Annotated in this window: 24 protein-coding genes; 14 read left to right on the top strand and 10 right to left on the bottom strand. The window is 65.0% G+C overall.

The features are described from left to right. Positions 1-30: 30 nt before the first annotated feature. From QCM77_RS12125 to QCM77_RS12165, 9 genes are all read left to right on the top strand, one after another. Positions 31-1,044, top strand: coding sequence for an ABC transporter permease (locus tag QCM77_RS12125; RefSeq protein WP_279668814.1), 1,014 nt, complete (start codon positions 31-33; stop codon positions 1,042-1,044). 215 nt (positions 1,045-1,259) lie between these two features. Continuing rightward, positions 1,260-2,159, top strand: coding sequence for an ABC transporter permease (locus QCM77_RS12130; protein ID WP_279683806.1), 900 nt, complete (start codon positions 1,260-1,262; stop codon positions 2,157-2,159). Between the two features lie 109 nt (positions 2,160-2,268). Beyond that, positions 2,269-4,014 carry a dipeptide ABC transporter ATP-binding protein gene (locus QCM77_RS12135; protein ID WP_279683808.1) on the top strand — a complete coding sequence of 582 codons (1,746 nt, stop codon included), beginning with the start codon at positions 2,269-2,271 and terminating at the stop codon, positions 4,012-4,014. 19 nt (positions 4,015-4,033) lie between these two features. Then, positions 4,034-4,213 carry a DUF4089 domain-containing protein gene (locus QCM77_RS12140; RefSeq protein WP_279668817.1) on the top strand — a complete coding sequence of 60 codons (180 nt, stop codon included), beginning with the start codon at positions 4,034-4,036 and terminating at the stop codon, positions 4,211-4,213. Positions 4,214-4,220: 7 nt separating this feature from the next. Beyond that, positions 4,221-5,615: an AtzE family amidohydrolase gene (locus QCM77_RS12145; protein WP_279668818.1), complete on the top strand. Its 1,395-nt coding sequence runs from the start codon at positions 4,221-4,223 to the stop codon at positions 5,613-5,615. A gap of 1 nt (position 5,616) precedes the next feature. Beyond that, on the top strand, positions 5,617-6,009 hold the full coding sequence (hpxZ, locus tag QCM77_RS12150; RefSeq protein WP_279668819.1) for an oxalurate catabolism protein HpxZ: 393 nt from the start codon (positions 5,617-5,619) through the stop codon (positions 6,007-6,009). Between the two features lie 4 nt (positions 6,010-6,013). Beyond that, positions 6,014-6,736 (top strand): GntR family transcriptional regulator, encoded by a 723-nt coding sequence (locus QCM77_RS12155; protein WP_279668820.1) that lies wholly within the window; start codon positions 6,014-6,016, stop codon positions 6,734-6,736. A gap of 95 nt (positions 6,737-6,831) precedes the next feature. After that, positions 6,832-7,047, top strand: a complete 216-nt coding sequence (locus tag QCM77_RS12160; protein ID WP_279683810.1) for a hypothetical protein — start codon at positions 6,832-6,834, stop codon at positions 7,045-7,047. Between the two features lie 44 nt (positions 7,048-7,091). Further along, entirely contained in the window at positions 7,092-7,787 is a 696-nt protein-coding gene (locus QCM77_RS12165) for a hemerythrin domain-containing protein (protein WP_279683811.1), read from the top strand. A gap of 60 nt (positions 7,788-7,847) precedes the next feature. Here QCM77_RS12165 and atzF read toward each other — a convergent pair whose 3' ends face one another. After that, positions 7,848-9,653, bottom strand: coding sequence for an allophanate hydrolase (gene atzF / locus QCM77_RS12170; protein WP_462804315.1), 1,806 nt, complete (start codon positions 9,651-9,653; stop codon positions 7,848-7,850). Between the two features lie 207 nt (positions 9,654-9,860). After that, positions 9,861-10,355: a MarR family winged helix-turn-helix transcriptional regulator gene (locus QCM77_RS12175; protein WP_279668824.1), complete on the bottom strand. Its 495-nt coding sequence runs from the start codon at positions 10,353-10,355 to the stop codon at positions 9,861-9,863. A 152-nt stretch (positions 10,356-10,507) separates the two neighbouring features. On the opposite strand from QCM77_RS12175, the gene QCM77_RS12180 reads away from it, so the two are divergent. Continuing rightward, positions 10,508-12,358, top strand: coding sequence for a feruloyl-CoA synthase (locus tag QCM77_RS12180; protein WP_279683813.1), 1,851 nt, complete (start codon positions 10,508-10,510; stop codon positions 12,356-12,358). A 390-nt stretch (positions 12,359-12,748) separates the two neighbouring features. On the opposite strand, the gene QCM77_RS12185 is transcribed toward QCM77_RS12180, so the two are convergent. Next, entirely contained in the window at positions 12,749-13,255 is a 507-nt protein-coding gene (locus tag QCM77_RS12185; protein WP_279683814.1) for a MarR family winged helix-turn-helix transcriptional regulator, read from the bottom strand. Positions 13,256-13,338: 83 nt separating this feature from the next. Here QCM77_RS12185 and QCM77_RS12190 point away from each other — a divergent pair, with 83 nt between their 5' ends. The 3 genes from QCM77_RS12190 to QCM77_RS12200 all read left to right on the top strand — a co-directional run bounded on the left by QCM77_RS12190 (position 13,339) and on the right by QCM77_RS12200 (position 16,195). After that, positions 13,339-14,559: a cytochrome P450 gene (locus QCM77_RS12190; protein WP_279668826.1), complete on the top strand. Its 1,221-nt coding sequence runs from the start codon at positions 13,339-13,341 to the stop codon at positions 14,557-14,559. A gap of 11 nt (positions 14,560-14,570) precedes the next feature. Beyond that, complete coding sequence (locus QCM77_RS12195) at positions 14,571-14,894, top strand: 2Fe-2S iron-sulfur cluster-binding protein (protein WP_279683815.1); 324 nt, start codon at positions 14,571-14,573, stop codon at positions 14,892-14,894. 89 nt (positions 14,895-14,983) lie between these two features. After that, complete coding sequence (locus QCM77_RS12200) at positions 14,984-16,195, top strand: ABC transporter substrate-binding protein (RefSeq protein ID WP_279683816.1); 1,212 nt, start codon at positions 14,984-14,986, stop codon at positions 16,193-16,195. A 174-nt stretch (positions 16,196-16,369) separates the two neighbouring features. Here the strand turns inward: QCM77_RS12200 and QCM77_RS12205 are convergent, their stop codons facing one another. Further along, positions 16,370-17,635 (bottom strand): NAD(P)/FAD-dependent oxidoreductase, encoded by a 1,266-nt coding sequence (locus tag QCM77_RS12205; RefSeq protein ID WP_279683817.1) that lies wholly within the window; start codon positions 17,633-17,635, stop codon positions 16,370-16,372. A gap of 316 nt (positions 17,636-17,951) precedes the next feature. Here QCM77_RS12205 and QCM77_RS12210 point away from each other — a divergent pair, with 316 nt between their 5' ends. Next, positions 17,952-19,124 (top strand): ABC transporter substrate-binding protein, encoded by a 1,173-nt coding sequence (locus QCM77_RS12210; RefSeq protein WP_279666991.1) that lies wholly within the window; start codon positions 17,952-17,954, stop codon positions 19,122-19,124. Positions 19,125-19,191: 67 nt separating this feature from the next. On the opposite strand, the gene QCM77_RS12215 is transcribed toward QCM77_RS12210, so the two are convergent. Genes QCM77_RS12215 through QCM77_RS12240 form a run of 6 tightly spaced genes read right to left on the bottom strand, consistent with a single transcriptional unit; the run spans position 19,192 to position 25,478 of the window. Then, complete coding sequence (locus tag QCM77_RS12215) at positions 19,192-21,063, bottom strand: bifunctional sugar phosphate isomerase/epimerase/4-hydroxyphenylpyruvate dioxygenase family protein (protein ID WP_279683818.1); 1,872 nt, start codon at positions 21,061-21,063, stop codon at positions 19,192-19,194. Then, on the bottom strand, positions 21,060-22,118 hold the full coding sequence (locus tag QCM77_RS12220) for a Gfo/Idh/MocA family protein (protein WP_279683830.1): 1,059 nt from the start codon (positions 22,116-22,118) through the stop codon (positions 21,060-21,062). Before QCM77_RS12220 ends, QCM77_RS12215 begins: the two co-directional genes overlap by 4 nt. Before the next feature lie 2 nt (positions 22,119-22,120). After that, entirely contained in the window at positions 22,121-22,858 is a 738-nt protein-coding gene (locus QCM77_RS12225; protein ID WP_279666994.1) for an ABC transporter ATP-binding protein, read from the bottom strand. Positions 22,859-22,867: 9 nt separating this feature from the next. Further along, entirely contained in the window at positions 22,868-23,611 is a 744-nt protein-coding gene (locus QCM77_RS12230) for an ABC transporter ATP-binding protein (RefSeq protein WP_279683820.1), read from the bottom strand. Further along, positions 23,608-24,606, bottom strand: coding sequence for a branched-chain amino acid ABC transporter permease (locus QCM77_RS12235; protein ID WP_279666997.1), 999 nt, complete (start codon positions 24,604-24,606; stop codon positions 23,608-23,610). Before QCM77_RS12235 ends, QCM77_RS12230 begins: the two co-directional genes overlap by 4 nt. Continuing rightward, entirely contained in the window at positions 24,603-25,478 is an 876-nt protein-coding gene (locus tag QCM77_RS12240; protein ID WP_279683821.1) for a branched-chain amino acid ABC transporter permease, read from the bottom strand. The genes QCM77_RS12235 and QCM77_RS12240 overlap by 4 nt, the downstream gene beginning before the upstream one ends. Between the last annotated feature and the right edge of the window lie 223 nt (positions 25,479-25,701).

Genomic DNA, 25,701 nt, shown 5'->3' on the forward strand with positions numbered 1-25,701 from the left:
GATTCATTCAGCGCGCACGAGGAGCACGCCATGCTGACCATGATCGGCAAGCGCCTGATGTTCGCGATCCCGTCGCTGATCGGGGTCGTCATCGTCACCTTCCTGCTCACGCGCGCGCTGCCGGGTGATCCCGCCGCGTATTTCGCAGGTCCCGCGGCAACGAAGGAAGCCGTCGAGCAGATCCGCAAGAAGCTCGGCCTCGACAGGCCGTTGATCGAGCAATTCTTCCGCTACACCAACGATCTCGCCCATGGCGATTTCGGCAACTCGCTCACGACGGGGCAGCCGGTCGCAGCCGAGATCCGCAATCGCCTGCCGGCCTCCGCGGAGTTGACGCTGCTCGGCCTCGTCGTCTCGATCGTCATCGCCATTCCGCTCGGTGTGCTGGCGGCGACGCGGCCGGGATCATGGGTCGATCATCTCTGTCGGGTGACGACGACGGCCGGCGTCTCGCTGCCGGTGTTCTTCACCGGCCTCGTGCTGGTTTATGTCTTCTATTTCCAGCTTGGCTGGTCGCCCGCGCCGCTTGGCCGGCTCGATGTGTTCTACAGCGCACCGCCGACGGTAACAGGCTTCTATCTGATCGACACCCTGATCGCACGCGACCTCGAGGCGTTCCGTTCGGCATGCAGTCAGCTCATTCTGCCGGCGACGACGCTTGCGATCTTCTCGCTGGCGCCGATCGCGCGCATGACGCGCGCCTCGATGCTGGCGGTGCTCTCCTCCGAGTTCGTCCGCACAGCGCGCGCCAGCGGCCTGTCGCCCGCGACCGTCATCGTCACCTACGCCTTCCGCAACGCGATGCTTCCCGTCATCACCACGCTCAGCATGGTGTTCTCGTTCCTGCTCGGTGCCAACGTGCTGGTCGAAAAAGTGTTCGCCTGGCCCGGCATCGGCTCCTACGCGGTCGAAGCGCTGATCTCGTCGGACTTCGCGCCGGTGCAGGGTTTCGTGCTGACCATGGCGGTCATGTACGTGCTGCTCAATCTGGTGATCGACATTCTCTATGGCGTGATCGATCCGCGCGTGCGGCTGGAGGGCTGAACCATGTTGAGGTTTCGTCCGATGCAAACTCCGACGAAGGTGCGCCCCCTCTCCCGCTTGCGGGGGAGGGTTGGGGAGGGGGTATCTCCGCGGGCGAGAGTCCCGATGTGGAGAGAGCCCCCACCCGGCGCGTTGCGCCGACCTCCCCCGCAAGCGGGAGAGGTAAGACACCCCCGCGGCTTGCTGGTTCGATCAAACACCATCCGGATGGTCCCATGAGCACCGTTGCGCCTGCTGTTGAACCCGTCGGTCCCGCGCGGACCTCGGGACTCGTCGCAATCCTCGACCAGACCCGCTACGTGCTCGGCGAGAACAAGGTCACCGGCTTTGCCTTCGCGCTGCTGGTCGTGATCCTCCTTGCCGCGATCTTCGGCCCCTACGTGGTGCCGTATGACCCGTTGGCGTCCGACACTGCGGCGTCGCTGAAGCCGCCGTCGGCCGCGCACTGGTTCGGCACCGACCAATTGGGCCGTGACATCTTCAGCCGGGTCGTGGTGGCGACGCGGCTCGATACGTTCATTGCGGTCGCCTCCGTCGTGCTGGTGTTTTTGATGGGCGGGCTCGCGGGCATCGCGGCCGGCTATTTCGGCGGCTGGACCGACCGCATCGTCGGCCGCATCGCCGACACCATCATGGCCTTCCCGCTGTTCGTACTGGCGATGGGCATCGTCGCGGCACTCGGCAACACCGTGCAGAACATCATCCTGGCGACGGCGATCGTGAACTTCCCGCTCTATGCCCGCGTCGCGCGCGCCGAAGCCAACGTGCGCCGCAACGCCGGCTTCGTGCAGGCGGCGCGGCTGTCGGGCAACGGCGAGTTCCGCATTCTCCTCGTGCATATCCTGCCGAACATCATGCCGATCATGATCGTGCAGATGTCGCTGACCATGGGCTACGCCATCCTCAATGCCGCCGGCCTGTCCTTCATCGGCCTCGGCGTCCGTCCGCCGACGGCGGAATGGGGCATCATGGTCGCCGAAGGCGCCGGCTTCATGGTCTCCGGCGAATGGTGGATCGCGCTGTTCCCGGGCCTCGCTCTGATGATCGCCGTGTTCTGCTTCAACCTCCTCGGCGACGGCCTGCGCGACATCGTCGACCCGCAGCGGAGGACGTGATGACTGTTTCAAGATTCTCCGCTCTGCAGCGGTCGAAATTCCCAAATGATTTCAATGCCATTCTACTGTGCATGGGGTTGTTTTTGACATTTTTGGTTGGGAGGCACCCATGACCGCCCAGCCCCTGCTCGATGTCCAGGACCTCACCGTCGAATTCACCACCCGCCGCGGCATCGTCAAGGCGGTGCAACACGTCAACATCTCCGTCGCCAAGGGCGAGACACTCGCCATCGTCGGCGAGTCCGGCTCCGGCAAGTCGGTGACCTCCTATGCGGTGATGCGCATCCTCGACCGTGCCGGGCGTATCGCCGAAGGCTCGGTGATGTTCTCGGGCATCGACGTCAAGGCCGCGACCGAAGACCAGATGCGCGATTTGCGCGGCCGCGAAGTCTCGATGATCTTCCAGAACCCGCGCGCCGCGCTCAATCCGATCCGCAAGGTCGGTGACCAGATCGAGGACGTGCTGCGCACCCATGTGCAGCAGGCCATGGTTTCGGACCGCGGAGAAAAGGCGATCGAGGCGCTGGAGCAGGTCAAGATCGCCCGCCCGCGCGAGCGCTATCACGCCTATCCGTTCGAATTGTCCGGCGGCATGTGCCAGCGCGTCGTCATCGCGCTCGCGCTCGCCTGCAATCCGCAGCTTTTGATCGCGGACGAGCCGACGACTGGATTGGACGTCACCACGCAGAAGGCGGTGATGGATTTGATCGTCGAGCTGACCAAGCGCAAGGCGATGTCCACCATCCTGATCACGCATGACCTCGGTCTCGCGGCAGCCTATTGCGACCGCGTCGTGGTGATGGAAAAGGGCCGGGTGGTCGAGACCGCAAAGGCCGCCGACATCTTCGCCAATCCGCAGCACCCCTACACGAAGAAGCTGATGCGCGCGACGCCGCGGCTCGGCGTCAGCTTGCGGGATCTGCTGCCGGAGGAGGAGGGCTCAGCTGTCATGGCCGGGCCTGACCCGGCCGTCCATCAGGCTTCGCAAGGCGAGGCCAAGAAGAGCGAGCAGCCCCTCCTCCTCATCGACAAGCTGGTCAAGGAATATCCCCGCCAGGGCGCCACTGCCACGCTCGGCAAATTGTTCGGCCGCAAGCCGCCGGTGGAGCCGGACGTGTTCCGCGCGGTCGACGGCATCAGCTTCTCGATCGGTCACGGCGAGAGCGTTGGCCTGGTCGGCGAATCCGGCTGCGGCAAATCGACCACGTCGATGATGGTGATGCGGCTCTTGGACCAGACCTCGGGCCTGATCCAGTTCGACGGCGAGGACATCGGCGGCATTCAGCCTGCCTCCTTCGCGCGGCTGCCGCAGCGCAGCCGCATCCAGATGGTGTTCCAGGACCCGACCGACAGCCTCAATCCGCGCTTCACCGCCGTGCGCGCCATCGCCGATCCGATCATGCAGCTCGGCGACATCAGGGGGCGCGATGCGCTGCGCACCCGCTGCGAGGAGCTCGCCACCATGGTGGGCCTGCCGTACAATCTGCTGGATCGCTTCCCGCATCAATTGTCGGGCGGCCAGAAGGCTCGCGTCGGCATCGCCCGCGCCATCGCCCTGCACCCAAAACTCGTCATCCTGGACGAGCCGACCGCGGCGCTCGACGTCTCGGTCCAGGCCGTGGTCCTCAATCTGCTCCAGGACCTCAAGGCGCGGCTAGGTATGAGTTATCTGTTCGTCTCGCATGATTTGAACGTAGTGCGCTTGTTGTGCGATCGTGTCATTGTGATGCGGTCGGGTCGAATCGTCGAAGAAGGCTCTTCCGAGAGGGTCTTGAGCGATCCGCAGGACGACTACACCAAGGAGCTGTTGACGGCGATCCCGCATCCGCCGCTGCAGACACTAGGCGCACACTGAGAGATTGTTTGGGAGCGTGATGGCCGAACCGCTGGACGATTATATCGACGTTGTCACGAAAGCGCTGGCGTTGCCGGTCGAGGACGCCTGGAGGCCGGCGATTCGCGCCAATCTCGAGGTCTCGCTGCGGCTCGGCCGCCTCGTCGACGAATTCGCGCTGCCGGACGAGACCGAGCCGGCGCCCGTGTACACCGCCTGACGCCGCCATGACGACCAAGCCTGAGATGACGGCTGCTGACATCGCCAAGGCGGTGGCCGGCGGCCAATTGTCCGCGCTCGATGCCACCGAAGCAGCGCTCGCGCGCATCAAGCAGCACGACACCATCATCAACGCCTTCACCGACGTCACCGCCGATCGCGCCCGTGCCAAGGCGCGCGCGATCGATGCCAATATCGCCGCCGGCAAGACCGTCGGCCCGCTCGCGGGCGTCCCTTTTGCGGTGAAGAATTTGTTCGACGTCGCGGGCCTGCCCACGCGCGCCGGCTCCAAGATCAACCGCGACCTCGCACCCGCCAGGCGCGACGCCACGCTGATCGAGCGGATGGAGGCCGCCGGCGCCGTGCTGGTCGGCGCGCTCAACATGGGCGAATACGCCTACGACTTCACCGGCGAGAACGTCCATGACGGTCCTTCGCGCAATCCGCATGACACGACGCGGATGAGCGGCGGCTCCTCCGGCGGCTCGGGCAGCGCCGTCGGCGGCGCGCTGGTGCCGATCGCGCTCGGCTCCGACACCAATGGTTCGATCCGCGTGCCATCCTCGTTCTGCGGCATTTTTGGCCTGAAGCCGACTTATGGTCGGCTCTCGCGCGCGCGTTCTTTCCCGTTCGTCGCGAGCCTCGATCATCTCGGCCCGTTCGCGCGCTCCGCCGCCGATCTCGCGCTGGCCTATGATGCGATGCAGGGACCGGATGCGGACGATGCCGCCTGCACCACGCGTGGTCTGGAGCCGACGCTGCCGCTGCTCGCCAATCCGGTTTCGGACCTGCGCATCGCGATCGCCGGCGGGTACTTCCAAACCAATTTGTTTCCGGAAGCCGTCGAAGCCGTCAGCCGCGTCGCCAAGGCGCTGGGCGCAACGCGAGTGGTGGACGTGCCCGAAGCCGCGCGCGCCCGCGCGGCGGCTTACGTCATCACCACCACCGAAGGCGCCTCGCTGCATCTCGACCGGCTGCGCAAGCGCCCGAACGATTTCGACCCGGCCGTGCGTGACCGGCTGATCGCCGGCGCCATGGTGCCGGCGCCGCTGGTCGACCGCGCGCAAAAGTTCCGCCGCTGGTACCGCGCGCAGCTTGCCGAGGTCTTCAAGTCCGTCGACGTGCTGATCGCGCCGGCCACGCCCTGCGTCGCGCCGAAGCTCGGCCAGGTCAATTTCAACCTTGACGGCGTCGAGCTGCCGGTGCGCGCCAATATCGGCATCCACACCCAGCCGATCTCGTTCATCGGCCTGCCGGTGGTCGCGGTGCCGGTGCCGCTCGAGCCGCTGCCGATCGGCGTACAGATCATCGCCGCGCCATGGCGCGAGGACATCGCGTTGCGCGTTGCGTACGCATTGGAGAAGATGGGCGTCGTCGCCGCGCCCAGCCCAAGAGGATTTTGAGATGGAGATCGATCTCCCCGACGTGATCGCGGAAGTCAAAGCCGCGTTCGAGCGCTATGAGCAGGCGCTGATCACCAACGACGTCGCCGTGCTCGGCGAGCTCTTCCGCAACGATCCCCGCACGCTGCGCTATGGCATCGGCGAGAACCTCTACGGCTATGAGGCGATCTCCGGCTTTCGAGCCGGGCGCTCGCCGGTCGGCCTCAACCGCCGCACTGCGAAAACCGTGATAACCAGCTATGGGCGCGACACCGCCGTCGCCTCCACCCTGTTCTATCGCGACACGATGCCGGGTAAGGTCGGCCGGCAGATGCAGACTTGGGTAAAATTCCCGGAGGGCTGGCGCGTCGTCGCCGCCCATGTCAGCATCATCGACGAGTCGAAAGAGACCTGATCGTATGACGCTTGACGACTTTCCGCCCGGAGCATTGCCGGCTGAGCCGGTGGTGCCGCGCGTCGACCGGGCGTCGCCGTCGGTGCAGAAGGTCACGCGCGCCGAGGAGCTGCGCCTGCAGCTTGCCGACGAGATCGTGCGCGGAGCTCTGGCGCCCGGCTCACCGCTTGACGAGACCGATATCGCGCGCCGCTTCAGCGTCTCCCGCACGCCGGTGCGGGAGGCACTGCGTCAGCTGGTGGCAAGCGGCCTGGTCGAAGCGCGCGCCCATCGCGGCGCGGTGGTGGCGCAGCCCTCGATCGAGCGGCTGACGAGCATGTTCGAGGCGATGGCGGAGCTCGAGGCGCTCTGTGCAGGTCTCGCGGCCGAGCGCATGTCTGCCGTCGAGCGCCACGGCTTGGAGGCGATCCACGAAGAGCTGCGGGTTCTCAGCTACACCGGCAATCCCGATCGCTTCCACGAGGTCAACGAGCGCTTCCACAATGCGATCTATGCCGGCTCGCAGAACGGCTACATCGCCGAGATCACGCTGGCGACGCGCGTGCGCGTGCAGCCATTCCGCCGCGCCCAGTTCCGCAATCTCGGTCGCCTCGCCAAATCCCAAGCCGAGCACGACCGCGTCGTCGTCGCCATCATGCGCGGCGACAAGCAGGGCGCCGCCGCCGCGATGCGCGCGCATATCGAGCTGGTGCGCGGGGAGTACGAGATCTACGCGGTGTCGGTGTAAGCTTCCTCACGATCAGGTGAAAGACCGCTGCAGGCTGGTAGGAACCCGTTCCTGCGCAGTTCGTTTTCCTTTGTCGACGAGATGAGGAGAAACCCATGGCTTCCTCCGAGACGAACCCCAAGCACCACACCCAGAAGATGAAGCAGCGTCTCCAGGAGACCGTGACGCATCTGCGCGAGGACATCCGCAAAGTCGATGAGCCGCAGCTCGCAGCGATGTTCGAAACTTCGGCCGAGGTTCTGTCCGGTCTCGTCAAGGCGTTCGACGATTACGAGAAGAAGAACGAGGCCGCCTGGCGCAAATCGGCGTGATCATGACGGGTTTTCTGGCTTGCGACGCGGCTACGGATGCGGTCTTGCCGCGAAGACGAAAGCTCCTGACGTTGGTGCCTGCCGCGATTGTCGCCGGTGGATTGTTGTCCGCCGGCGACGCCAAGGCGGCGCGCAGGGAAATGGTCGAGAAGCAACGGGAACCCAAGGTTACGCCGCCCGAGGATCTGATGCGGGAGCATGGCGTGCTCGACCGGGTCCTTCTGGTCTATGAGGCCGCCCTGGGCAAATTCGACGCGCGCGAGGATTTCGATCCTGCCGTCCTCGCCAGCGCCGCACGAATCGTGCGCGACTTCATCGAAAACTACCACGAAGAGTCCGAGGAACATGCGGTCTTCCCGCGCTTCAAACAGGCGGGAAAACTCGTGACGCTCGTCGACACGCTGGTGGCCCAGCACAAGGCCGGACGCCGCTTGACCGAAATGATCCTGAAGACGGCGCCGGGAAGCCGCAAGGACGGCGATGATCGCCGCCAGCTGGTCGGATCAATCCGCGCCTTCATCGCGATGTACCGTCCGCACGCCGCGCGTGAGGACACCGATCTCTTTCCGCTGCTCAAGACCATCGTCTCGCCAAACGAATATGATGCGATGGCGGAGGACTTTGAGAAGAAGGAGCATCAGCAGTTCGGCGGCGACGGTTTCGAGATGATGGTTCACCGCGTGGCGAGCCTCGAACGGCAGATCGGGATCGGCGATCTCGCGCAGTTCACGCCGGCCTGAATGCGCACGAGAAATCGTCATCCTGAGAAGGCGCTGCCGCGCCGTCTCTCCATGATGCGCCTACGCCGTCGCCGCTTCCGCCATATACGCGCGCCAGCCACCATACGCCGTGATGTCGCGGGCGTCGCCCAGCACTTCCGGCTCGACGAGGAAGCCCTTCACGCTGCGGCCATCCGCGAGGCGGATCGTGCCGATCGCCATCGGCGCGGGGATCGCGTTGACGAACTTGCCGAAGGCGGACGACGACAGCGACCAGATCTCGAGTTCGATCGACGCGCCCTTGCCGGCTTCGACGCGCAGCATGCCCGGCTTCGGCGGCGTGGTCTTCAATGCGTAGAGCTTGTAGTCCGGCGCCGTCCTGGTCGCTTCGATCAGGTGCCCGTTCAGCGCTTTCAACTCGCCGTTCAGCGCCATGCCGGACAGATGCGCGCCAACGACGGCGATCGGAATCTCGTCGATGCCGCCTGCGGCAAGTGGCGCCAGCGCAGCTTGCGCCACGCCCTTTGCGCCAAGCGTCAACTTGGTATCCGCATGAAACACGCGCCCGATGCCCGCGAGCAGCGCGTCGTGGCCGGCGGGCGCAAGCAGCGTGATGCCGAACGGAATGCCATCGGCGCGCATCGACGCCGGCAGCGCGAGACCGCAGAGATCGAGCAGATTGACAAAGTTGGTATAGATGCCGAGCCGGCTGTTGAGCTCGATCGGATTGGCCAGCACCTGCGCGGTCGTATAGGCCGTCGGCGCCGTCGGCAGCACCAGCGCGTCGATATTGGTGAAGGTGCGTTCGGCGATCTTGCGCAGACCCTGCAAGCGATAGAGCGCGGAGAAAGTTTCCGCCGCCGTCAGCCGCGCACCGGCCGTGGTGATCTCGCGCGTCACCGGATGGATCGCATCCGGCGCGGAGGCGAGCAGGTCGCGGATCACGAGATAGCGTTCTGCGATCCACGGTCCCTCGTAGAGCAGCCGCGCAGTCTCATAGAACGGCTCGAGATCGAACTCGACGAGCGTTGCGCCAAGCGCGGTCCAGCGCTTCAACGCATCGGCGTAAGCCGCTTCCGCCTTCTTGTCGCCGAAGAAGATCAACTGTCCGTTGCGCGGCACGCCGAGACGGAGGTTTGTCGGGAGCGGCGTGATTGGGCCAAGCGGCCGATCGCGCGAGAACGGATCGGCCTGGTCGGGACCTGCCATCACGGAGAGCGCCAGCGCAGCGTCGTCCACGGTCAGAGCGAACACCGAGATGCAGTCGAGCGTCCGGCAGGCCGGCACCAGGCCAGCGGTCGAGATCATGCCGAGGCTCGGCTTCAGGCCGACGATGTTGTTGAGCATTGCCGGCACGCGCCCGGAGCCCGCGGTGTCGGTGCCCAATGACAGCGGCACCAGCCCGGCGCCGACGGCGGTGGCCGATCCCGAGCTCGATCCGCCGGGAATGAGATCCTCCCGGATCGCGTTCCTGGGGATGCCGTAGGGCGAGCGCACGCCGACGAGGCCGGTCGCGAACTGGTCGAGATTGGTCTTGCCGATGATGATGGCGCCGGCGGCGCGCAGCCGCTGAACCGCGGTCGCGTCATGTGTCGGGGTGTACGAGAAGGCCGGGCAGGCCGCCGTGGTCGGAAATCCCAGCGCGTCGATATTGTCCTTCACCACGACCGGCACGCCATAGAGCGGCAGGCTGGCGGCGTCCTTCTTGGCGAGCTTCTCGGCTTCCGCGATCGCGTCCTTTTCGTCGCGCAGGCTGATGAACACGGCGGGATCGTTGTGGTCGCGGATGCGCTGATAGCTGCGCGCGACCGTCTGCGCCGGCGTGAGCGTGCCCGCGCGATGCGCGGCCACAATCGCGGCGATCGTTTCAGGCTGCTCAGCCCCCATTTCAGCCCTCATGGCGACAAAACTCCGGCTACGTCTCTTCACCCGGATCGAAGCAAGCGATGTGCCATTGTGTACAGAATCCGGGCAGGACAAGTGCTGCGGATATTATCGAGAGATCAGTGGCTTGTGGGATATTTCGAGGATCGGTCGGGCCGTCATGCCATCGCCCTGCGACGGAGAATTTGCGCAAATATTAGGCAGTCTGGATCAGGTGAAGTCAGCGAGGATTCGCAGCAGCCGCTCCCGGTTCTCCTTGCCGATCTTCGCCTCGACATGCCGTTCGTGCTCCGCGGCGAGGCGCTTGAATTTTGCCAGCGCCGTCTCGCCCTGCGCCGTGAGGTGCAGGGCGTGGGAGCGCCGGTCCGTCTTCGACTTGATCCGCTTCACCAACTTGCGCTGTTCGAGGCTGTCGAGCAGATGCACCAGCCGCGCGCGCTCGATGCCGAGGCGCTTGGCCACCGCCATCTGCGACAGGCCGGGATTGGCGCCGATCACCGTCAGCACCGAATATTGCGTCGGCCGGATGTCGACATTGCCGAGCGTTTTGACGAAGTCCTGGAAAATCCAGATCTGGAAGCGTCGCACCGCATAGCCGGCGTGGCCGACCAGCGCATCGAGGCCGATCCCCTCGGCGTCGATCCGCCGCGCGGCGCCGTTGCCGGCGCGTTTGCGTGGGGAAGTCTGGGCTGCAATGGCTGTCACGTCGCGTCTCCCGTCGGGCCATTCTTGTAGCGTCTTCGCCGCGTCAGCGGAAGTTTGTTGTTGACGACAACAATTGCCATGCCCAACATTGTGGCCAACGCGGCCCGCGACGAGGCTGCGGCCGATCCCGGCTTCCGGGCGAGGAGGAAACCATGACAGCCGCCTCACGCGGTGATGCTTCGAGTCTGTTCGCGACACCCAGAACCGTTGCCGAGCATCGCGCCGACGGCAGCATCGTGCTGCGCTCGCCCGAGCCCCTGCGCGATGGCGCACGCTGCATCGGCGACTGGCTGGAGCAATGGGCGCGGCAGAGGCCCGATGCGATTTTCCTCGCGGAGCGCAGCAGCACCGAAGCGCCGTGGACCGCCGTTACCTATGCGCAGGCGCTGCGCCAGGTGCGCGCGGCAGCGTCCTGGATTTTGGCGCAAGGTCTCAGCGCAGACCACCCGCTCGCGATCCTCTCCGACAACGGCATCGATCATGCGCTGCTGGCACTTGCGGCCCAGCATGTCGGCGTGCCCTCGGCGGCGATCTCGCCGGCCTATTCACTGATGTCAAAGGATTTTGACAAACTCAAGAGCATGATCACGCTGCTTGAGCCCGGCGCGATCTATGTCTCCGCGACGAAGCCGTTTGCGGCGGCGCTGGCCGCGATCAAGCTCCTGCATAGTGCGCAGATCATCAGCGGCAATGCAGACGATACCGATGCGCTGGCCTTCCGCACCATCGCGGCAACGCCCGAGAGCCCCGACGTCGCCAAGGCCTTCGCCGCGGTGACGCCCGCTACGATCGCGAAATTCCTGTTCACCTCGGGCTCGACCGGCACGCCGAAAGCCGTGGTCAACACCCAGCGCATGCTGACCTCCAGCCAGCAGGCCAAGGCGCAGACCTGGACTTTTCTCGAACAGGGGCGCGACGATCTCGTCATTCTCGACTGGCTGCCCTGGAGCCATACGTTCGGCGCCAATCACAATTTCAATCTCGTGCTGCGCAATGGCGGCTCGCTCTATATCGACGGCGGCAAGCCGGCGCCCGGTCTGTTTGCGACGTCACTCGCCAACCTCAGAAGCGTGATGCCGACGGTCTATTTCAACGTGCCGCGCGGCTTCGACATGCTGATCGCGGCGCTGCGCGGCGACGAGGAGCTGTGCCGCCGCTTCTTCGGCGAGGTGAAATTCGCGTTCTACGCCGGTGCCGCGCTGCCGCAAAATCTCTGGGACGCGCTCGAAGAGCTCTCCGTCAAGACCGTTGGCCGCGCGATGCCGATGGTCTCGGCGTGGGGCTCGACCGAGACGTCGCCGCTGGCGACCGACTGCCATTTCCTCGCGGAGCGCTCGGGCAATATCGGCGTGCCTATACCCGGCACCGAATTGAAGCTCGTCCCCTCCGGCGACAAGCTGGAGGTGCGCGTACGCGGCCCCAATGTCACGCCGGGTTACTGGAAGGCGCCGGAGCTGACCAGGCAGGCCTTTGATGACGAGGGTTTTTATCTCATCGGTGACGCCGTGAAGTTCGCCGACGCCGGACGGCCCGAGCGCGGCCTGTTCTTCGACGGCCGCGTCGCGGAGGACTTCAAGCTCAATTCCGGCACCTGGGTCAGCGTCGGCACGCTGCGCGTCGCCGGCATCGCCGCGCTGGCGCCGCTCGCGCAGGACATCGTCGTCACCGGCCACGGCGGCGACGAGGTGCGCTTCCTGGTGTTTCCGAACATCGCTGCCTGCCGCGCGCATGCGGGCCTGCCCGAGACCGCAGCCGTGAACGACGCGCTCGCGCATGACAAGGTCAGAGCCGCGATCGCGCAGGGTCTCGCGAAACTGAAGCAACAGGGCGCCAACTCCTCCGGCCACGCCACGCGCGCACTGCTGCTCGCCGAGCCGCCGTCGGTGGATGGCGGCGAGATCACCGACAAGGGTTACATCAACCAGCGCGCCGTGCTGATGCGCCGTGCCGATGCGGTGATGCGGTTGAATGACGATATGTCGGACGAGTGGATCGCTCTGTAGCGGTTCACTAATTAAGGCGGAACTCGTCCCTTAACCTCTCCCCGCTTGCGGGGAGAGGTCGGATCGCTCTTGCGATCCGGATGAGGGGGGACAGGTCTCACAGCACTTTCATACGCGGAGAGAGGCCCCTCACCCCACCCTCTCCCCGCGAAGGGCGGGGAGAGGGAGTGAGGCAGCTCGCAATAAGCCAGCCGCCCTGCCGCATTCTCGCTTTTGATTCTTTTGTTGCCTAAGCAACTAATTTATGCGAACCGTTCCAGACAAGGATGACGGCGGGAGGAACCGCCGCGTCGGATCTCGGAGGAAGCAATGCTCGGCAGAGAGGGTGCCGCGGGCGAATGCCGGCGCATGCCTGGAAATGACAGGGGCCGACGCCCGGTGCGCGGGCCGTCAGGTTTCGGTGCTGCCGGTCACCGCGCCGAGATTCTCGTGCAGGCGGCGCAACAGGTCGATCAGCACCTCGCGCTCGTCCTTGTTGAGGCAGGACAACAGGCGCCGCTCGCGCTCGAATGCCGCGACGATCACCTTGTCATGGATGGCGCGGCCCTTCGCCGTCAGCGAGATCGAATGGGTGCGCCCGTCGTTGGGGTCGGTGCGGATCGAGATCAGCCCCCGCTTTTCCAGGCCGGCAAGCGTCCGGCTCACCGGGCCCTTGTCGAAACCAATGACGTGGCAGATGCGCGAGGCGGGAATGCCGGGTTCGATCGCCAGCAGCGACATGATCCGCCATTCCGTGACGTTGACGCCGAACTGCCGCTGATAGAACGCGGTGGCGCTGTTCGAGAGCTTGTTGGCGATGAAGGTAATGAACGCGGGGACGTAGCGGTCGAGATCGAGGGTCGGTCCCGTCTCAGCGGGCGCAGGTTTTTGGCGGGCTCTGGTCGAAGACGGCGGCATATCGGGATTCTGTCTCGCTGCGTGCCGGAAGACCTAAGGGTAAGCGCGGCCCTTTCACAAGATCAAAATGACGGAGGACCTCAATGAGCACTTCCAGCTCCCCGGAAATCACCGGTTCGTCCGCTGTCCCGCATCTCGACGTCGATCCCTTCGCGATGGATTTTTTTGCCGACCCCTATCCCACGCATGAGCTGCTGCGGGAGGCGGGACCTGTCGTCTATCTCGACAAGTGGAACGTCTATGGCGTGGCGCGCTATGCCGAAGTTCATGCCGTCCTGAATGATCCCGCGACCTTCTGCTCCAGCCGCGGCGTCGGCCTCTCCGACTTCAAGAAGGAGACGCCATGGCGGCCGCCGAGCCTGATCCTGGAGGCCGATCCGCCCGCGCACACCCGCACCCGCGCCGTGCTGTCAAAAGTGCTGTCGCCGACCGTGATGAAGCAGGTGCGCGATCGTTTTGCCGCCGCGGCGGAGCAACGGGTGGACGCGCTGCTGGAGAAGCGGAGCTTCGATGCAATCACCGATCTCGCGGAGGCCTATCCGCTCTCGATCTTCCCGGATGCGCTGGGCCTGAAGCCCGAAGGTCGCGAGCATCTCATTCCCTATGCAAGCCTGGTGTTCAACGCCTTCGGTCCGCCCAACCAGCTGCGGCAGGACGCGATCGCGCGCTCGGCGCCGCATCAGGCCTATGTCACCGAGCAGTGCCAGCGGGACAATCTCGCGCCTGGTGGCTTCGGCGCCTGCATTCACGCCCGTGTCGACGACGGCGAGATCACCGCGACCGAGGCGCCGCTGCTGGTGCGCTCGCTGCTGTCCGCCGGCCTCGACACCACCGTCAACGGCATTGGTGCTGCCGTCTATTGCCTCGCGCGCTTTCCCGACCAGTGGCAGCGCTTGCGCGATGATCTCACGCTCGCGCGCAACGCCTTCGAGGAAGCGGTGCGCTTCGAGAGCCCGGTGCAGACGTTCTTTCGCACCACCACGCGCGAGGTCGAACTGTCCGGCGCGACGATCGGCGAGGGTGAGAAGGTGCTGATGTTCCTCGCCGCCGCTAACCGCGATCCGCGGCGCTGGGACAAGCCCGACAGCTACGACATCACGCGTCGCAGCTCCGGCCATGTCGGCTTCGGCTCCGGCATCCACATGTGCGTCGGCCAGCTCGTCGCGCGCCTCGAGGGCGAGGTGATGCTGACCGCACTGGCGAAGCGCATCGCTGGGATCGAGATCACGGGCGAGCCGAAACGCCGCTTCAACAACACGCTGCGCGGGCTCGACAGCCTGCCTGTGACCATCACCCCGGCCTGACGAGGAGTTTTATGCCCGCCATCACCTTCATCCATCCCGACGGCAAGTCCGACCATATCGAAACCAGCGACGGCGAGAGCGCCATGCAGGCCGCGACCCGTCACGGTCTCGACGGCATTCTGGCCGAATGCGGCGGCAACGCCATGTGCGCGACCTGCCACGTCTATGTCGACGACGCCTGGCTCGCGCGCCTGCCGGCGGTGGGTGATGACGAGGACGCGCTGCTCGACGGCACCGCGACCGAGCGGCTGCCGAATAGCCGGCTGTCCTGTCAGCTCATGATCACGCCCGCGCTCGACGGGCTCGTGCTGAAACTGCCGGAACGACAAGTCTGATTTTCGACAGGTCCGATTTTCGAGAAGTCTAAGTTTTCAGACGCGCCGGCAACGACCGGCGCGGCAACACATCAACAGGGGAGGGAATCATGAAATATCTGAAGTGGACGCTTGCGCTGGCCGCGAGCTTGATTGGCGGCGCGGCAACTGCCGAGATCTCGGACAATGTCGTGCGCGTCGGTGTGCTCAACGACATCTCCGGCATCTTCCAGGACACCAATGGCATGGGCTCGGTCGAGGCCGCGCGCATGGCGGCTGAGGATTTCAACGGCGGCGGCAAAGGCATCAAGGTCGAGATCGTCTATGCCGATCACCAGAACAAGGCCGATGTCGGCAACGCCATCGCGCGCAAATGGCTCGACATCGAGGGCGTCGACGCCATCGTCGACGTGCCGAACTCGGCCGTTGGTCTCTCCATCAACACGCTGCTGCGCGACAGCCGCATGACGTTCCTGGCATCGTCCACCGCGAGCTCCGATCTCACCGGCAAGGCCTGCTCGCCCAATACTATTCAATGGGTCAACGACGCCTGGGCCACGGGCAACACCACGGCTGCCGCGATGATGTCGCGAGGCGGCAAGGACTGGTATTTCCTCACGGTCGACTATGCGCTCGGCAAGGGCATCGAGGCGGAGGCGCAGAAATACATCGAAGCGCATGGCGGCAAGGTGATCGGATCCAGCAAGCATCCGCTCGGCACGTCCGACTTCGCGTCGTTCCTGTTGCAGGCGCAGAGCTCGAAGGCGCAGGTGATCGGGCTCGCCAATGCCGGCGGCGACACCATCAACGCGGTGAAGCAGGCCGCCGAGTTCGGCATCCAGCAGGGCGGACAGAAGCTCGTCGCCTTCCTGCTCTTCATCAACGACGTCCACGGCATGGGCATCAAGGTTGCCCAGGGCCTGCAGCTCATGGAAGCCTTCTACTGGGACATGAACGACGACACCCGCGCCTTCGCCAAGCGTTTCGCCGCGCGACCCGGCATGAACGGCAAGATGCCGAGCGGCAACCAGGCCGGGGTCTATGCATCCACGCTCGCTTATCTCAACGCGGTCGCCGCGACCGGCAGCGACAATGCCAAGGACGCCGTGCCCGAGATGAAGAAGTTCAGGGGCAAGGACAAGCTGTTCGGCGACACCACGATCCGCCAGGACGGCCGCGTCGTGCATCCGATGTATCTGTTCGAGGTGAAGAAGCCGGAGGAGTCGAAATATCCGTACGACTATTACAAGCTGGTCTCGACCATTTCGGCGGAGCAGGCGTTCCGTCCGCTCGGAGAGGGTGGGTGTGAGTTGGTGAAGTAGCCGTAGCCGCGAGCGCCGCTCTCCCTTCACCTCTCCCCGCTTGCGGGGAGAGGTCGGATCGCTCTTGCGATCCGGGTGAGGGGGGCTCTCCGCGTGTTCAAATCTCATCGTCCCCGCGGAGACTCCCCCTCACCCCGACCCTCTCCCCGCAAGCGGGGAGAGGGAGAAGAGGCGTCACCCCACCACCTTGCTCGATCCCTGCGTGATCAGCCGCGCGGCGCGCTGGTCGCGGGCGTAGATCCAGAGCCAGCTCAGGGCGACGCTGAGGCGGTGGCGCAAGCCGATCAGGAAGTAGATGTGGGCGATGCCCCAGATCCACCACGCGATGGTGCCGCGCAGCTTGATGCGGCCGAAGTCGATCACCGCGAGCCGTTTGCCGATCTGCGCGAGGCTGCCGGAGTGCTTGTAGCGGAACGGGCCGGTCGGCTCCTGGCGCAGCCGCGCCTTGATGGTGTCGGCGACATGACGTCCCTGCTGCTTGGCGGCCGGCGCGATGCCGGGCACAGGCTTGCCCTCCCAGGCGTTGATCACAACGGTGTCGCCGATCGCAAAGATTTCGGGACGACCTGATATCGTGAGGTCGTCTTCGACCTGCACGCGCCCGGCGCGGTCGGCCGGCGCGCCCAGCCACTCGGCCGCGGGCGAGGCGCGGACGCCGGCGGCCCAGATTCGTGTCTTTGCCTCGAGCAGCTTGCCGCCGAATACCACGCCCTCGCGATTGATCTCGGTGACGGGCTGTCCCAATATGACCTCCACGCCGATTTTTTCCAGCGACTCCTGTGCGTAGGCCGAGAGGTCGTCGGCGAAACCTGCGAGCACGCGCGGCCCCGCCTCGATCAGCACCACGCGCGCTTTGGTCGTGTCGATGTTGCGGAAGTCGCCGGGCAAGGTGTGATGCGCCATCTCGGCGATGGTGCCGGCGAGCTCGACGCCGGTCGGGCCGGCGCCGACGATGACGAAGGTCAGCCGCGCCGCGCGTTTTTCCGGATCGGTCTCGCGCTCAGCGCGCTCGAACGCCACCAGGATGTGACGGCGCAGCGTGGTGCCGTCCTCCAGCGTCTTCAGCCCCGGCGCGAACTGCTCCCATTCGTCGTGGCCGAAATAGGCGTGCCGCGCGCCGGTGGCGAGCACCAGCGTGTCGTAAGGCACCTCGCTGCCGTCGTCGATCAGCACGCAGCGTCTGTCGGCATCGACGCCGCTGACGGTCGCAAACAGCGTCGTCACGTCGCGCCGGTCGCGCATCAGGTGCCGGACCGGCCAGGCGATCTCGCTGGTGGCGAGCGAGGCGGTCGCGACCTGGTAGAGCAGCGGCTGGAACAAATGATGGTTGCGGCGGTCGATCAGCGTGATCTCGACCGGGCTGCCGGCCAGCCGGTAGGTCGTCTCCAGCCCGCCGAAGCCGGCTCCGACGATGACGACGCGGTGCGGTGTCGTGGTCATGATGCGGCCCTCGAATCTCGCTGCTGTGCTCTTCCATTTAAGTGCGAACTGGGCGCCGCGGTCCAATAGCGGTCATCAATCGCCGAATAGGCCAAGGGCATCGAGTGTATCGAGTGTATCGATATTCCGCGAAAAAGCGCCGCAGCCTCGATCGAAGTGAGTAGAATTATATTTCTTGCTATCGCCGATTGGGGCGAAATATGGTGCAGGGCAGGCGCTGAGCCATTGGCGGCTCGACGGATTATGCGCTCTAAAGAGACGACCCGGGGCGGCGATCACCCCGCTTCCGGGCATGATAATACGGAGGGGAGTGGCTATGAGGACGGCATTCTGGCTGGCGGGCGCAGCGGCGCTGGTGCTGGCAAGCCCGGCATTCGCCGGCGACACCATCAAGATCGGCTTCGTTTCGACCTTCAGCGGCCCGACCGCCGTGATCGGCAACGACATGCGCAACTCGTTCGAGCTCGCGCTGGATCACATCGGCCGCAAGATGGGCGGTAAGCCGGTCGAGGTGATCTACGAGGACGACGGGCAGAAGCCCGACGTCGGCAAGCAGAAGACCGAGAAGCTGGTGCAGTCCGACAAGGTCGATTTCATCGTCGGCTATATCTGGTCGAACGTGCTGCTGGCCTCGCTCAAGACCGCGGTGGATTCGCAGACCTTCCTGATCTCGGCCAATGCCGGCCCGTCGCAGCTCGCGGGCGATCTTTGTTCGCCCTACGTGTTCTCGACATCCTGGCAGAACGACCAGACGCCGGCCGCCATGGGCCTCTACATGAACCAGAAGGGCGTCAAGAGCGTCTTCCTGATCGGGCCGAACTATGCGGCCGGCAAGGACATGCTCGCGGGCGTGAAGAGCACGTTCAAGGGCGAGGTCAAGGGTGAGGAATACACGGTCTGGCCGAGCCAGCTCGACTTCTCCGCCGAGCTGTCCAAAGCGCGCGCCTCGGGCGCGGAGTCGATCTTCGTGTTCTATCCCGGTGCGGCCGGCGTGCAATTCCTCAACCAATATACGCAGGCCGGGCTGAAGAGCACGATGCCGCTCTACACGGCTTTCACCGTCGACGAGCTGTCGCTGCCGCTGCAGAAGGAGAACGCGCTCGGTGTTCCCGGCGCGCAGGAATGGGTGAACGATTTGCCCAACGAGCAGAACAAGCGCTTCGTCGCCGACTATCGCAAGAAGTACACCGGCCTCCGCCCGACCTATTACGGCGCGCAAGCCTATGACGCGGCCCAGCTCATCAACAGCGCGGTGGTCGCGGTGAAGGGCGACACCAGCAAGAAGGACGCGATGAAGGCCGAGATGGAGAAGGCCAACTTCAAGTCGCTGCGCGGTCCCTTCAAGTACGGCAAGAACCACATCCCGGTGCAGAGCTTCTACCTCCAGGACGTGGTCAAGGACGGCGAAGGCCAGCTCTCGCTGAAGACGGTCGCGACCATCGTCGAAAACGATCAGGATCGCTTCCACGACAAATGCGCGATGAAGTGAGCTCGGAGTAGCCGCGATGCACGCTGCCCTTCTCCCACAAGGGGAGAGGGAAGAAGAGAAGAGGCTCCTACACTCTTGGCATGCTCGCAGGCCGCACTTCGCGGGCCTGCGCGGCGAGCCTGATCCCGGCGTTTGCCGCGCCAAAGCCCTGATAATCCCTTCGCTCGACGATCTCGAAGAAGAATCGCTCGTCGAAGATGTGCGTATAGACCTGGAAGAATTCGCCGTCGCCTTCGCGATCGTAGAGAATGTGGTTGGCGCGTAGCTGCGCCATCAGCTCCGGCGGGAGGTCGTATTTGGCTTCGATGTCGTCGTAGTAATTATCCGGGATATCCAGGAAGTCCGCGCCGCGCTTGCGCATCTCCGCGACCGTCGCAAAAATGTCCCGGCATGTGAACGCGACGTGCTGCACGCCCGAGCCGAAGAACTCCGAGATGAAGCGGGCCGGCAGCGTGCGGTTGGCGGATGATCCGTTGAGCACGAAGCGCAGGCTCTGGTCGCCGTTGATGACGGCCTGGCTCTGCACGAGGCCTCTGGGATCGGCGATCTCCATCTGCGGCAGCCGCTTGAGGTCGAGTATGCCGGTGTAGAACAGCAGCCAGGACAGCATCTCGTCATAGGGCATCGACTGCGCGATGTGATCGACGGCCAGTAGGGCGTCCACGCCGGCATCGCTCGGTACCTGTTCGAAATCCGTGTCCCAGTTCTTGCCGGCCTGATCCAGGAAATACAGCAGGCTGCCGCCGACGCCGTGAATCGCGGGAATCTCGAGCTCGCCCGGCCCGACCGGCTGGTAGAAGGTGCGCGCTTTCAGTGTCTCGGCGCGCTGCATCGCGAGGCCGGCATTGTCGACATCGAGCGCGATGGCGCAGACGCCGGGGCCATGCGTGACATAGTGCGAGTGCGCAAAGCCATCGGTCTCGGAGTTGATGACGAGCTCGACCTTGCCTTGCGACCAGCGCTCCACCGCCTTGCTGCGGTGCTTGCCGCTTCTGCGGAAGCCGAGCTGCGAAAGCAGGCGGGCGAGCTCGCCGGCCTTGGTCTCGTTGACGGCAAACTCGATGAAGCCCGTGCCGCGGCTTTTGGCCTTCGGCGCCAAGGGCTCGCTGATGAGCTTTGGCCAATCCGGTGCAAGCTGGTCCTCCAGCAGGATCAGCGAACGCAGGCCGTCGACCGCGGTCTGCACGGCCGAGCCGGCGCGGAACTGGTCGTTGAAGATCTCCAGCGACAGCGGCCCGGCATAACCTGTCGCCGCGATCGCCGCCATGAACTCGCCGACCGGCAGATCGCCCTGGCCGGGGAAGGAGCGGAAGTGCCGACTCCACGACAAGATGTCGAGCTCGAGCTTCGGCGCATCCGCAAGCTGGACCAGAAAGATCTTGTCGCCGGGGATCGAGGCCATCGCGCGAACCGGAAAGCCCGGGGCCAGCGCATGAAAGCTGTCGAGAATGATGCCGATCGCGGGGTGATCGGCGCGCCGCACGATCTCCCAGGCGTCGCGGTAGTCGTTGACGTGGCGTCCCCAGGCCAATGCCTCGTAGCCGACCCGCAAAGACCGTTTTGCGGCGCGATCGCCGAGCTCGCGAAAATCATCCGCGGCGCGGTCGATGCCGCCGAGCGAGCTGGGGGACACGTTGGAGCAGATCAGCAGCAGATCGGTGCCGAGCTCCTGCATCACGTCGAATTTGCGCTCGGCGCGGGCGAAATTGCGCGACCGCTGCGGCTCCGGCATACCCTCGAAATCCCGAAACGGCTGAAATGCACAGATCTCGAGATTGAGGTCCTTGCACAGCTGCGCCACCTCGCGCGGGCTTGCGCCGAACGACAGCAGATCGTTCTCGAAAATTTCGACCGCGTCGAAGCCGGCGGACGCGATGGCGCGGAGCTTTTCGTCCAGGGCGCCGGAGAGGGAGACCGTTGCGATCGAGCGCTTGTTCATGCTGCCTGCTCCATGATCCGCCCTGGTGATACCTTTTGGCCCGTGCGCGCGGCTTCGCTGACGGCCTCGACGACGGAGAGCGTTCCCATCGCATCTTCAACTGAGATCAGAGGCTGCTCGCGGCCAGCAATCACGGCACAGAAATGCCGAAGCTGCTCGGCCAGCGGATCCAATGACGGGGGAGCAATGGTCTCGCGTGACAGCGGCGTGTGCCAGCCGGAATTGCCGGAATAAGACCACAGCTCCATGGTCGGCACGGCGAGCGAGCCCGCGGTGCCGGAGAGGATGTAGCAGGGCTGGTCCTGTTGGGTGTAGGCGGGGTTCTCGCCCGACGTCAGTTCCCAGCTCCACGGCGCCGGGGTCGCGTCCGACCCCGTCACTGTCCCCAGCGCGCCATTGGCAAAGCGCAACAGCAATGCGGCGGTGTCTTCGACGGCAAAGCCGCGGACCATGTTCGAGGTCAGCGCCTGCACCTCGACAATCTCGCCGCAGACGAAGCGGAGATTGTCGATGTCATGGATGAGATTGATGAGTAGCGGCCCGCCGCCCTGCTCACGCCGCCAGGCGACCTCGAAATAGTCGTCGGGTTTCCTGAGCAGCCACAGTCCGACGATTGTGGTGAGCCGGCCGAGCCTGCCGTTCGCGACCGTCTCGCGCGCGGCCTTGATGATCGGGTTGTGCCGGCGGTGATGGCCGACAAGCATCGGAACGGCGCTCCGCTTGATCGTGGTGCACAGTCGTTGCGCGGCCGCGACCGTATCGGTCACCGGCTTCTCGATCAGCGCCGGCACGCCGGCCTCCGCGCAGTCGAGCGCCATCTGGAGATGCAGTGCGTTCGGCGAGGCGATGATCAGCCCGTCCGGCTTCTCCTCCGCGAGCAGCGCACGATGGTCCGCAAACCAGGGCGTGTTGCGCGCCTGCGCATGGTCCTTCGCGGCCGGTGAGGGATCGGCAATACCGGCGAGCACGCAATCCTGAGAGGCGTCGATCAGCGCGATATGGCGGCGGCCGATCAGGCCGGCGCCGGCAACGCCGATGCGCAAGCGCATGCTCATGCTCATGCCGCGCTCTCCTCCATGGCGCCGCCGAGGAAGAGCTGGCCGATGCGCGGATCGTTCAGGATACGCTCGGCCTTGTCGATCATGCGGGTCTGGCCGAGCTCGAGCACGATGCCGATGTCGGAAATTTCCAGCGCCGAGCGGGCGTTCTGCTCGATCATCAGAATGGTGACGCCGCGGTCGCGCAGGGATTTCAGGATATCGAAAGTCTGCTGCACCATCAACGGTGACAGGCCGATCGAGGGCTCGTCGATCAGCACCAGCTTTGGCTCGAGCAGCAGCGAGCGGGCGATTTCGAGCTGCTTCTGCTCGCCGCCGGACAGCGTGGAAGCCTGCTGCGTCGATTTCCGCCGCAGCGCCGGGAACAGGTCGAGCGCGGCCTCGATCCGGCTCTGCAGGTCGATGCCCTTGTCCGCGGAAACGCCGCCGAGCTCGACATTGTGGCGCACCGACAGCTCGGGAAAGATGTTGCGCCCCTGCGGCACGTAGCAGATGCCGGCGTTGAGCAGCGCGCGCTGGCTCAAATTGGTGACGTCGCGGCCCGCAAAGCTGATCTTGCCCTCGCGCAGCTTCAACAGGCCAAAGATCGCCTTGAACACGGTCGACTTGCCGGCGCCGTTCGGGCCGATGATGGTGGTGATGGTCGCCTGCGGCACGGCGAAGGTGGTGCCGTTCAAAATCGTCATCTTGCCGTAGCCGCCGACGAGATTGTGAACCGAGAGGATCGTGTCGCTCATCTCCACTCCTCAATGTCCAAGATAGGCTTCGATCACGGCGGGGTTCTTGCGGACCTCGTCCGGCCGTCCCATCGCCAGCACCTTGCCTTCCGCCATCACCATCACCCGCGAGCACAGCGACATCACGAATTCCATGTTGTGCTCGATCACGACGAACGTGGCATTCTTCTCGCGGTTGATCGCGACCAGCCGCTCCTTCAGGTCCGTCAGCATCGACGGGTTGACGCCACCGGCGGGCTCGTCGAGCAGCACCAGGCGCGGTCCGCCCATGAAGGCCATGGCGGCGTCGAGCAGTTTTTGCTGGCCATAGGACAAACCGCCGGCCGGCTCGTCGGCGAGATGATCGAGCTTGAAAAATCCGATCATCTGGTTGGCGGCCTCCGTCAGTCCGGCATCGGAGCGGCCGATCAGGCGCGAGGCCATGTTGCCCTGGTGCTCCTGGCCTGCGAGGATCAGGTTCTCGCGCACCGAGAGTTTTGGAAACACCTGCAACAGCTGGAAGGTGCGGCTGACGCCGAGCTTGTTGAGCTCGGCGGGGCGCAAGCCCGTGACGACCTTGCCGTCGAGCTTGACCTCGCCGCCGCTTGGCGTGAGCTGGCCGAGGATGCAGTTGAACAGGGTCGACTTGCCGCAACCGTTCGGCCCGATCAGGCCGAGGATCTCACCCTCACGGACGTCGAAAGAGACGCCGCCGACGGCGCTGATCCCGCCAAAGTTCTTCTTGATGTCGGTGACTTCGAGGACCGCGCTCATTGCACCGTCTCCAGCCGGGATTTCGCGACGGCGCGCAGCGCGGAGGCCGCCTTGGTGCGGCGTTCGGCGAGATAGCGATCGAGGATTCCCAAAATGCCGGTCGGCGACCAGATCAGCAGCCCCATCACCGCGATCGCGTAGAGCATCAGATAATAGCCCTCGGTGAAGCGCAGCCATTCCGGCAGCAGCACGGCGATCATCGCGCCGAGGAACGGACCCAGGAAGAATCCGGCGCCGCCGACGATCACCATCATCAGCAGGTCGAGCGAGAGCGACAGGTTGAACGGCACGGGATCGATATATTGCGTCAGCGGTGCATAGAGCGCGCCGGCGACGCCACCGAGCGCCGAGCCGATCGCGAACGCCATCAGCGTATAGCGGCGCGTGTCGACGCCGAGCGATTGCGCGCGCAGCGGATTTTCGCGCAGCGCCATGAAGGCGCGGCCCCAGGGCGAGCGGATCAGCCACCACACCGCCAGCGAGACGATCGCGAGCGAGCCGAGGCAGACATAGTAGAACGGCAGCGGCTTGCTGGTCGCGATCCCGAAAATATGGGGGCGGGGGATATTGGAGATGCCGTAGATGCCGCCGGTGAGCCAGCTCTCATTGCGGAACACCAGGAAGGCCAGGGTGGAGAAGGCGAGCGTGACGAAGGCGAGGTAGTGGTGCTGCACCCGCAGCGCGGGATAGCCGAGCACCCAGCCGACCGCGAAGCTCAAGCCAATCGCGACGACGATCGCCGCCGGCAGCGGCCAGCCATGGGTGGTCATGATCGCTGCCGCGTAGGCGCCGATGCCGACGAAGGCGCCCTGCGCCAGCGAGACCTGGCCGGCATAGCCGAGCGTGAGGTTGAGGCCCATTGCGGCGATGGCCATCACCGCCCACTGGCTCAGGATGAACAGGCCATAGCGGTTGAAGTTCATGGGGACGACGATCAGCGCAGCGATGACGATGAGGCCGAGCGCGATCTTCAGAGGTTTGGCGAAGCCGCTCATACGGTGCGCTCCTCGGCGCGGCCGAGCAAGCCCTGCGGCCGGAACAGGATGACGGCGATCAGGAAGATCATCGGCACGGCGGCGCGGTATTGCGTCGAGATGTAGGCGGCCGCGAGATTGTCGAGCACGCCGATCAGGAGCCCGCCCGCGATCGCGCCGCGCACCTGGTTGAACCCGCCGACGATCGCGGCGATGAAGGCGGCCTGGCCCAGCACCTCGCCGGATGTGAATTTCGCGAGGTAGATCGGCGTGATCAACAGCGAGGCGAGAGCGACCAGGAACGCGTTGATCAGGAAGGTCAGCAGGATCATCCGCTCGACCGGCACGCCGATGATGCGTGCCACAGTCGGGTTCTGCGCCGCCGCCTGCATCTGGTGGCCGAGCGAGGTGCGGTTGAGAAGCGCGGTCAAGCCGAAGACGGCAAGGATGGCGAGGACGAGGACGCCGATACTTTGCAGCGACACGTTGTGACCGAGGATTGCAATATCGCCCGTCGGTACGATCGACGGGAAGGGCGAGGCCTCCGCGCTGAAGAACTGTTTTACGGCCTCCTTGATGCCGATCGCCAGCGCCATGGTCGCAATCGCGAGCGGCAATACGCCGTGCCGCATCATCGGATCGACCAGCAGCATCTTGAAGGCGAGGCCGAGCAGGATCATCGAGAGCAGGATGCCGAGGATGATCGCGAGCCAGAACGGTGCGCCGGCATGCATCGCCGCCAGCATCAGGAACGCCGGCAGCATCACGAACTCGCCTTGCGCGAAATTGATGGTCTGCGAGGTCTGCCACAGCAGCGTGAAGCCGACCGCGACCAGCGCATAGATCGCGCCGGTGGCAAGTCCCGCGACCAGAAGATCGAACAGATTGGACATTTTCCCCTCTCTTATCCCTCGCCCCGGCTCTTTCCTCTCCCTCTCCCCGTTCTCTTTTTTTTCCCTCTCCCCGTTCTTACGGGGAGAGGGTTGGGGTCATTCGCGCTAGGTTTAGCTCTGGACACAAAGAATCTCGATATGATTCAAGCTTGGGATGAAGATTCGTCCTGAGATTTTGGATCATTGGCCGGAGGTGAGTGCGCAGCTTCCGGCGGGTTTTGAC

Source organism: Bradyrhizobium nivariense (assembly GCF_029846695.2).
GTDB lineage: Bacteria > Pseudomonadota > Alphaproteobacteria > Rhizobiales > Xanthobacteraceae > Bradyrhizobium.

Coding starts and splice junctions, on each gene's coding strand:
- QCM77_RS12125 (WP_279668814.1), top strand. CDS start 31: ATGCTGACCATGATCGGCAAGCGCCTGATGTTCGCGATCCCGTCGCTG.
- QCM77_RS12130 (WP_279683806.1), top strand. CDS start 1,260: ATGAGCACCGTTGCGCCTGCTGTTGAACCCGTCGGTCCCGCGCGGACC.
- QCM77_RS12135 (WP_279683808.1), top strand. CDS start 2,269: ATGACCGCCCAGCCCCTGCTCGATGTCCAGGACCTCACCGTCGAATTC.
- QCM77_RS12140 (WP_279668817.1), top strand. CDS start 4,034: ATGGCCGAACCGCTGGACGATTATATCGACGTTGTCACGAAAGCGCTG.
- QCM77_RS12145 (WP_279668818.1), top strand. CDS start 4,221: ATGACGACCAAGCCTGAGATGACGGCTGCTGACATCGCCAAGGCGGTG.
- hpxZ (WP_279668819.1), top strand. CDS start 5,617: ATGGAGATCGATCTCCCCGACGTGATCGCGGAAGTCAAAGCCGCGTTC.
- QCM77_RS12155 (WP_279668820.1), top strand. CDS start 6,014: ATGACGCTTGACGACTTTCCGCCCGGAGCATTGCCGGCTGAGCCGGTG.
- QCM77_RS12160 (WP_279683810.1), top strand. CDS start 6,832: ATGGCTTCCTCCGAGACGAACCCCAAGCACCACACCCAGAAGATGAAG.
- atzF (WP_462804315.1), bottom strand. CDS start 9,653: ATGGGGGCTGAGCAGCCTGAAACGATCGCCGCGATTGTGGCCGCGCAT.
- QCM77_RS12180 (WP_279683813.1), top strand. CDS start 10,508: ATGACAGCCGCCTCACGCGGTGATGCTTCGAGTCTGTTCGCGACACCC.
- QCM77_RS12185 (WP_279683814.1), bottom strand. CDS start 13,255: ATGCCGCCGTCTTCGACCAGAGCCCGCCAAAAACCTGCGCCCGCTGAG.
- QCM77_RS12190 (WP_279668826.1), top strand. CDS start 13,339: ATGAGCACTTCCAGCTCCCCGGAAATCACCGGTTCGTCCGCTGTCCCG.
- QCM77_RS12195 (WP_279683815.1), top strand. CDS start 14,571: ATGCCCGCCATCACCTTCATCCATCCCGACGGCAAGTCCGACCATATC.
- QCM77_RS12200 (WP_279683816.1), top strand. CDS start 14,984: ATGAAATATCTGAAGTGGACGCTTGCGCTGGCCGCGAGCTTGATTGGC.
- QCM77_RS12205 (WP_279683817.1), bottom strand. CDS start 17,635: ATGACCACGACACCGCACCGCGTCGTCATCGTCGGAGCCGGCTTCGGC.
- QCM77_RS12210 (WP_279666991.1), top strand. CDS start 17,952: ATGAGGACGGCATTCTGGCTGGCGGGCGCAGCGGCGCTGGTGCTGGCA.
- QCM77_RS12215 (WP_279683818.1), bottom strand. CDS start 21,063: ATGAACAAGCGCTCGATCGCAACGGTCTCCCTCTCCGGCGCCCTGGAC.
- QCM77_RS12220 (WP_279683830.1), bottom strand. CDS start 22,118: ATGAGCATGCGCTTGCGCATCGGCGTTGCCGGCGCCGGCCTGATCGGC.
- QCM77_RS12225 (WP_279666994.1), bottom strand. CDS start 22,858: ATGAGCGACACGATCCTCTCGGTTCACAATCTCGTCGGCGGCTACGGC.
- QCM77_RS12230 (WP_279683820.1), bottom strand. CDS start 23,611: ATGAGCGCGGTCCTCGAAGTCACCGACATCAAGAAGAACTTTGGCGGG.
- QCM77_RS12235 (WP_279666997.1), bottom strand. CDS start 24,606: ATGAGCGGCTTCGCCAAACCTCTGAAGATCGCGCTCGGCCTCATCGTC.
- QCM77_RS12240 (WP_279683821.1), bottom strand. CDS start 25,478: ATGTCCAATCTGTTCGATCTTCTGGTCGCGGGACTTGCCACCGGCGCG.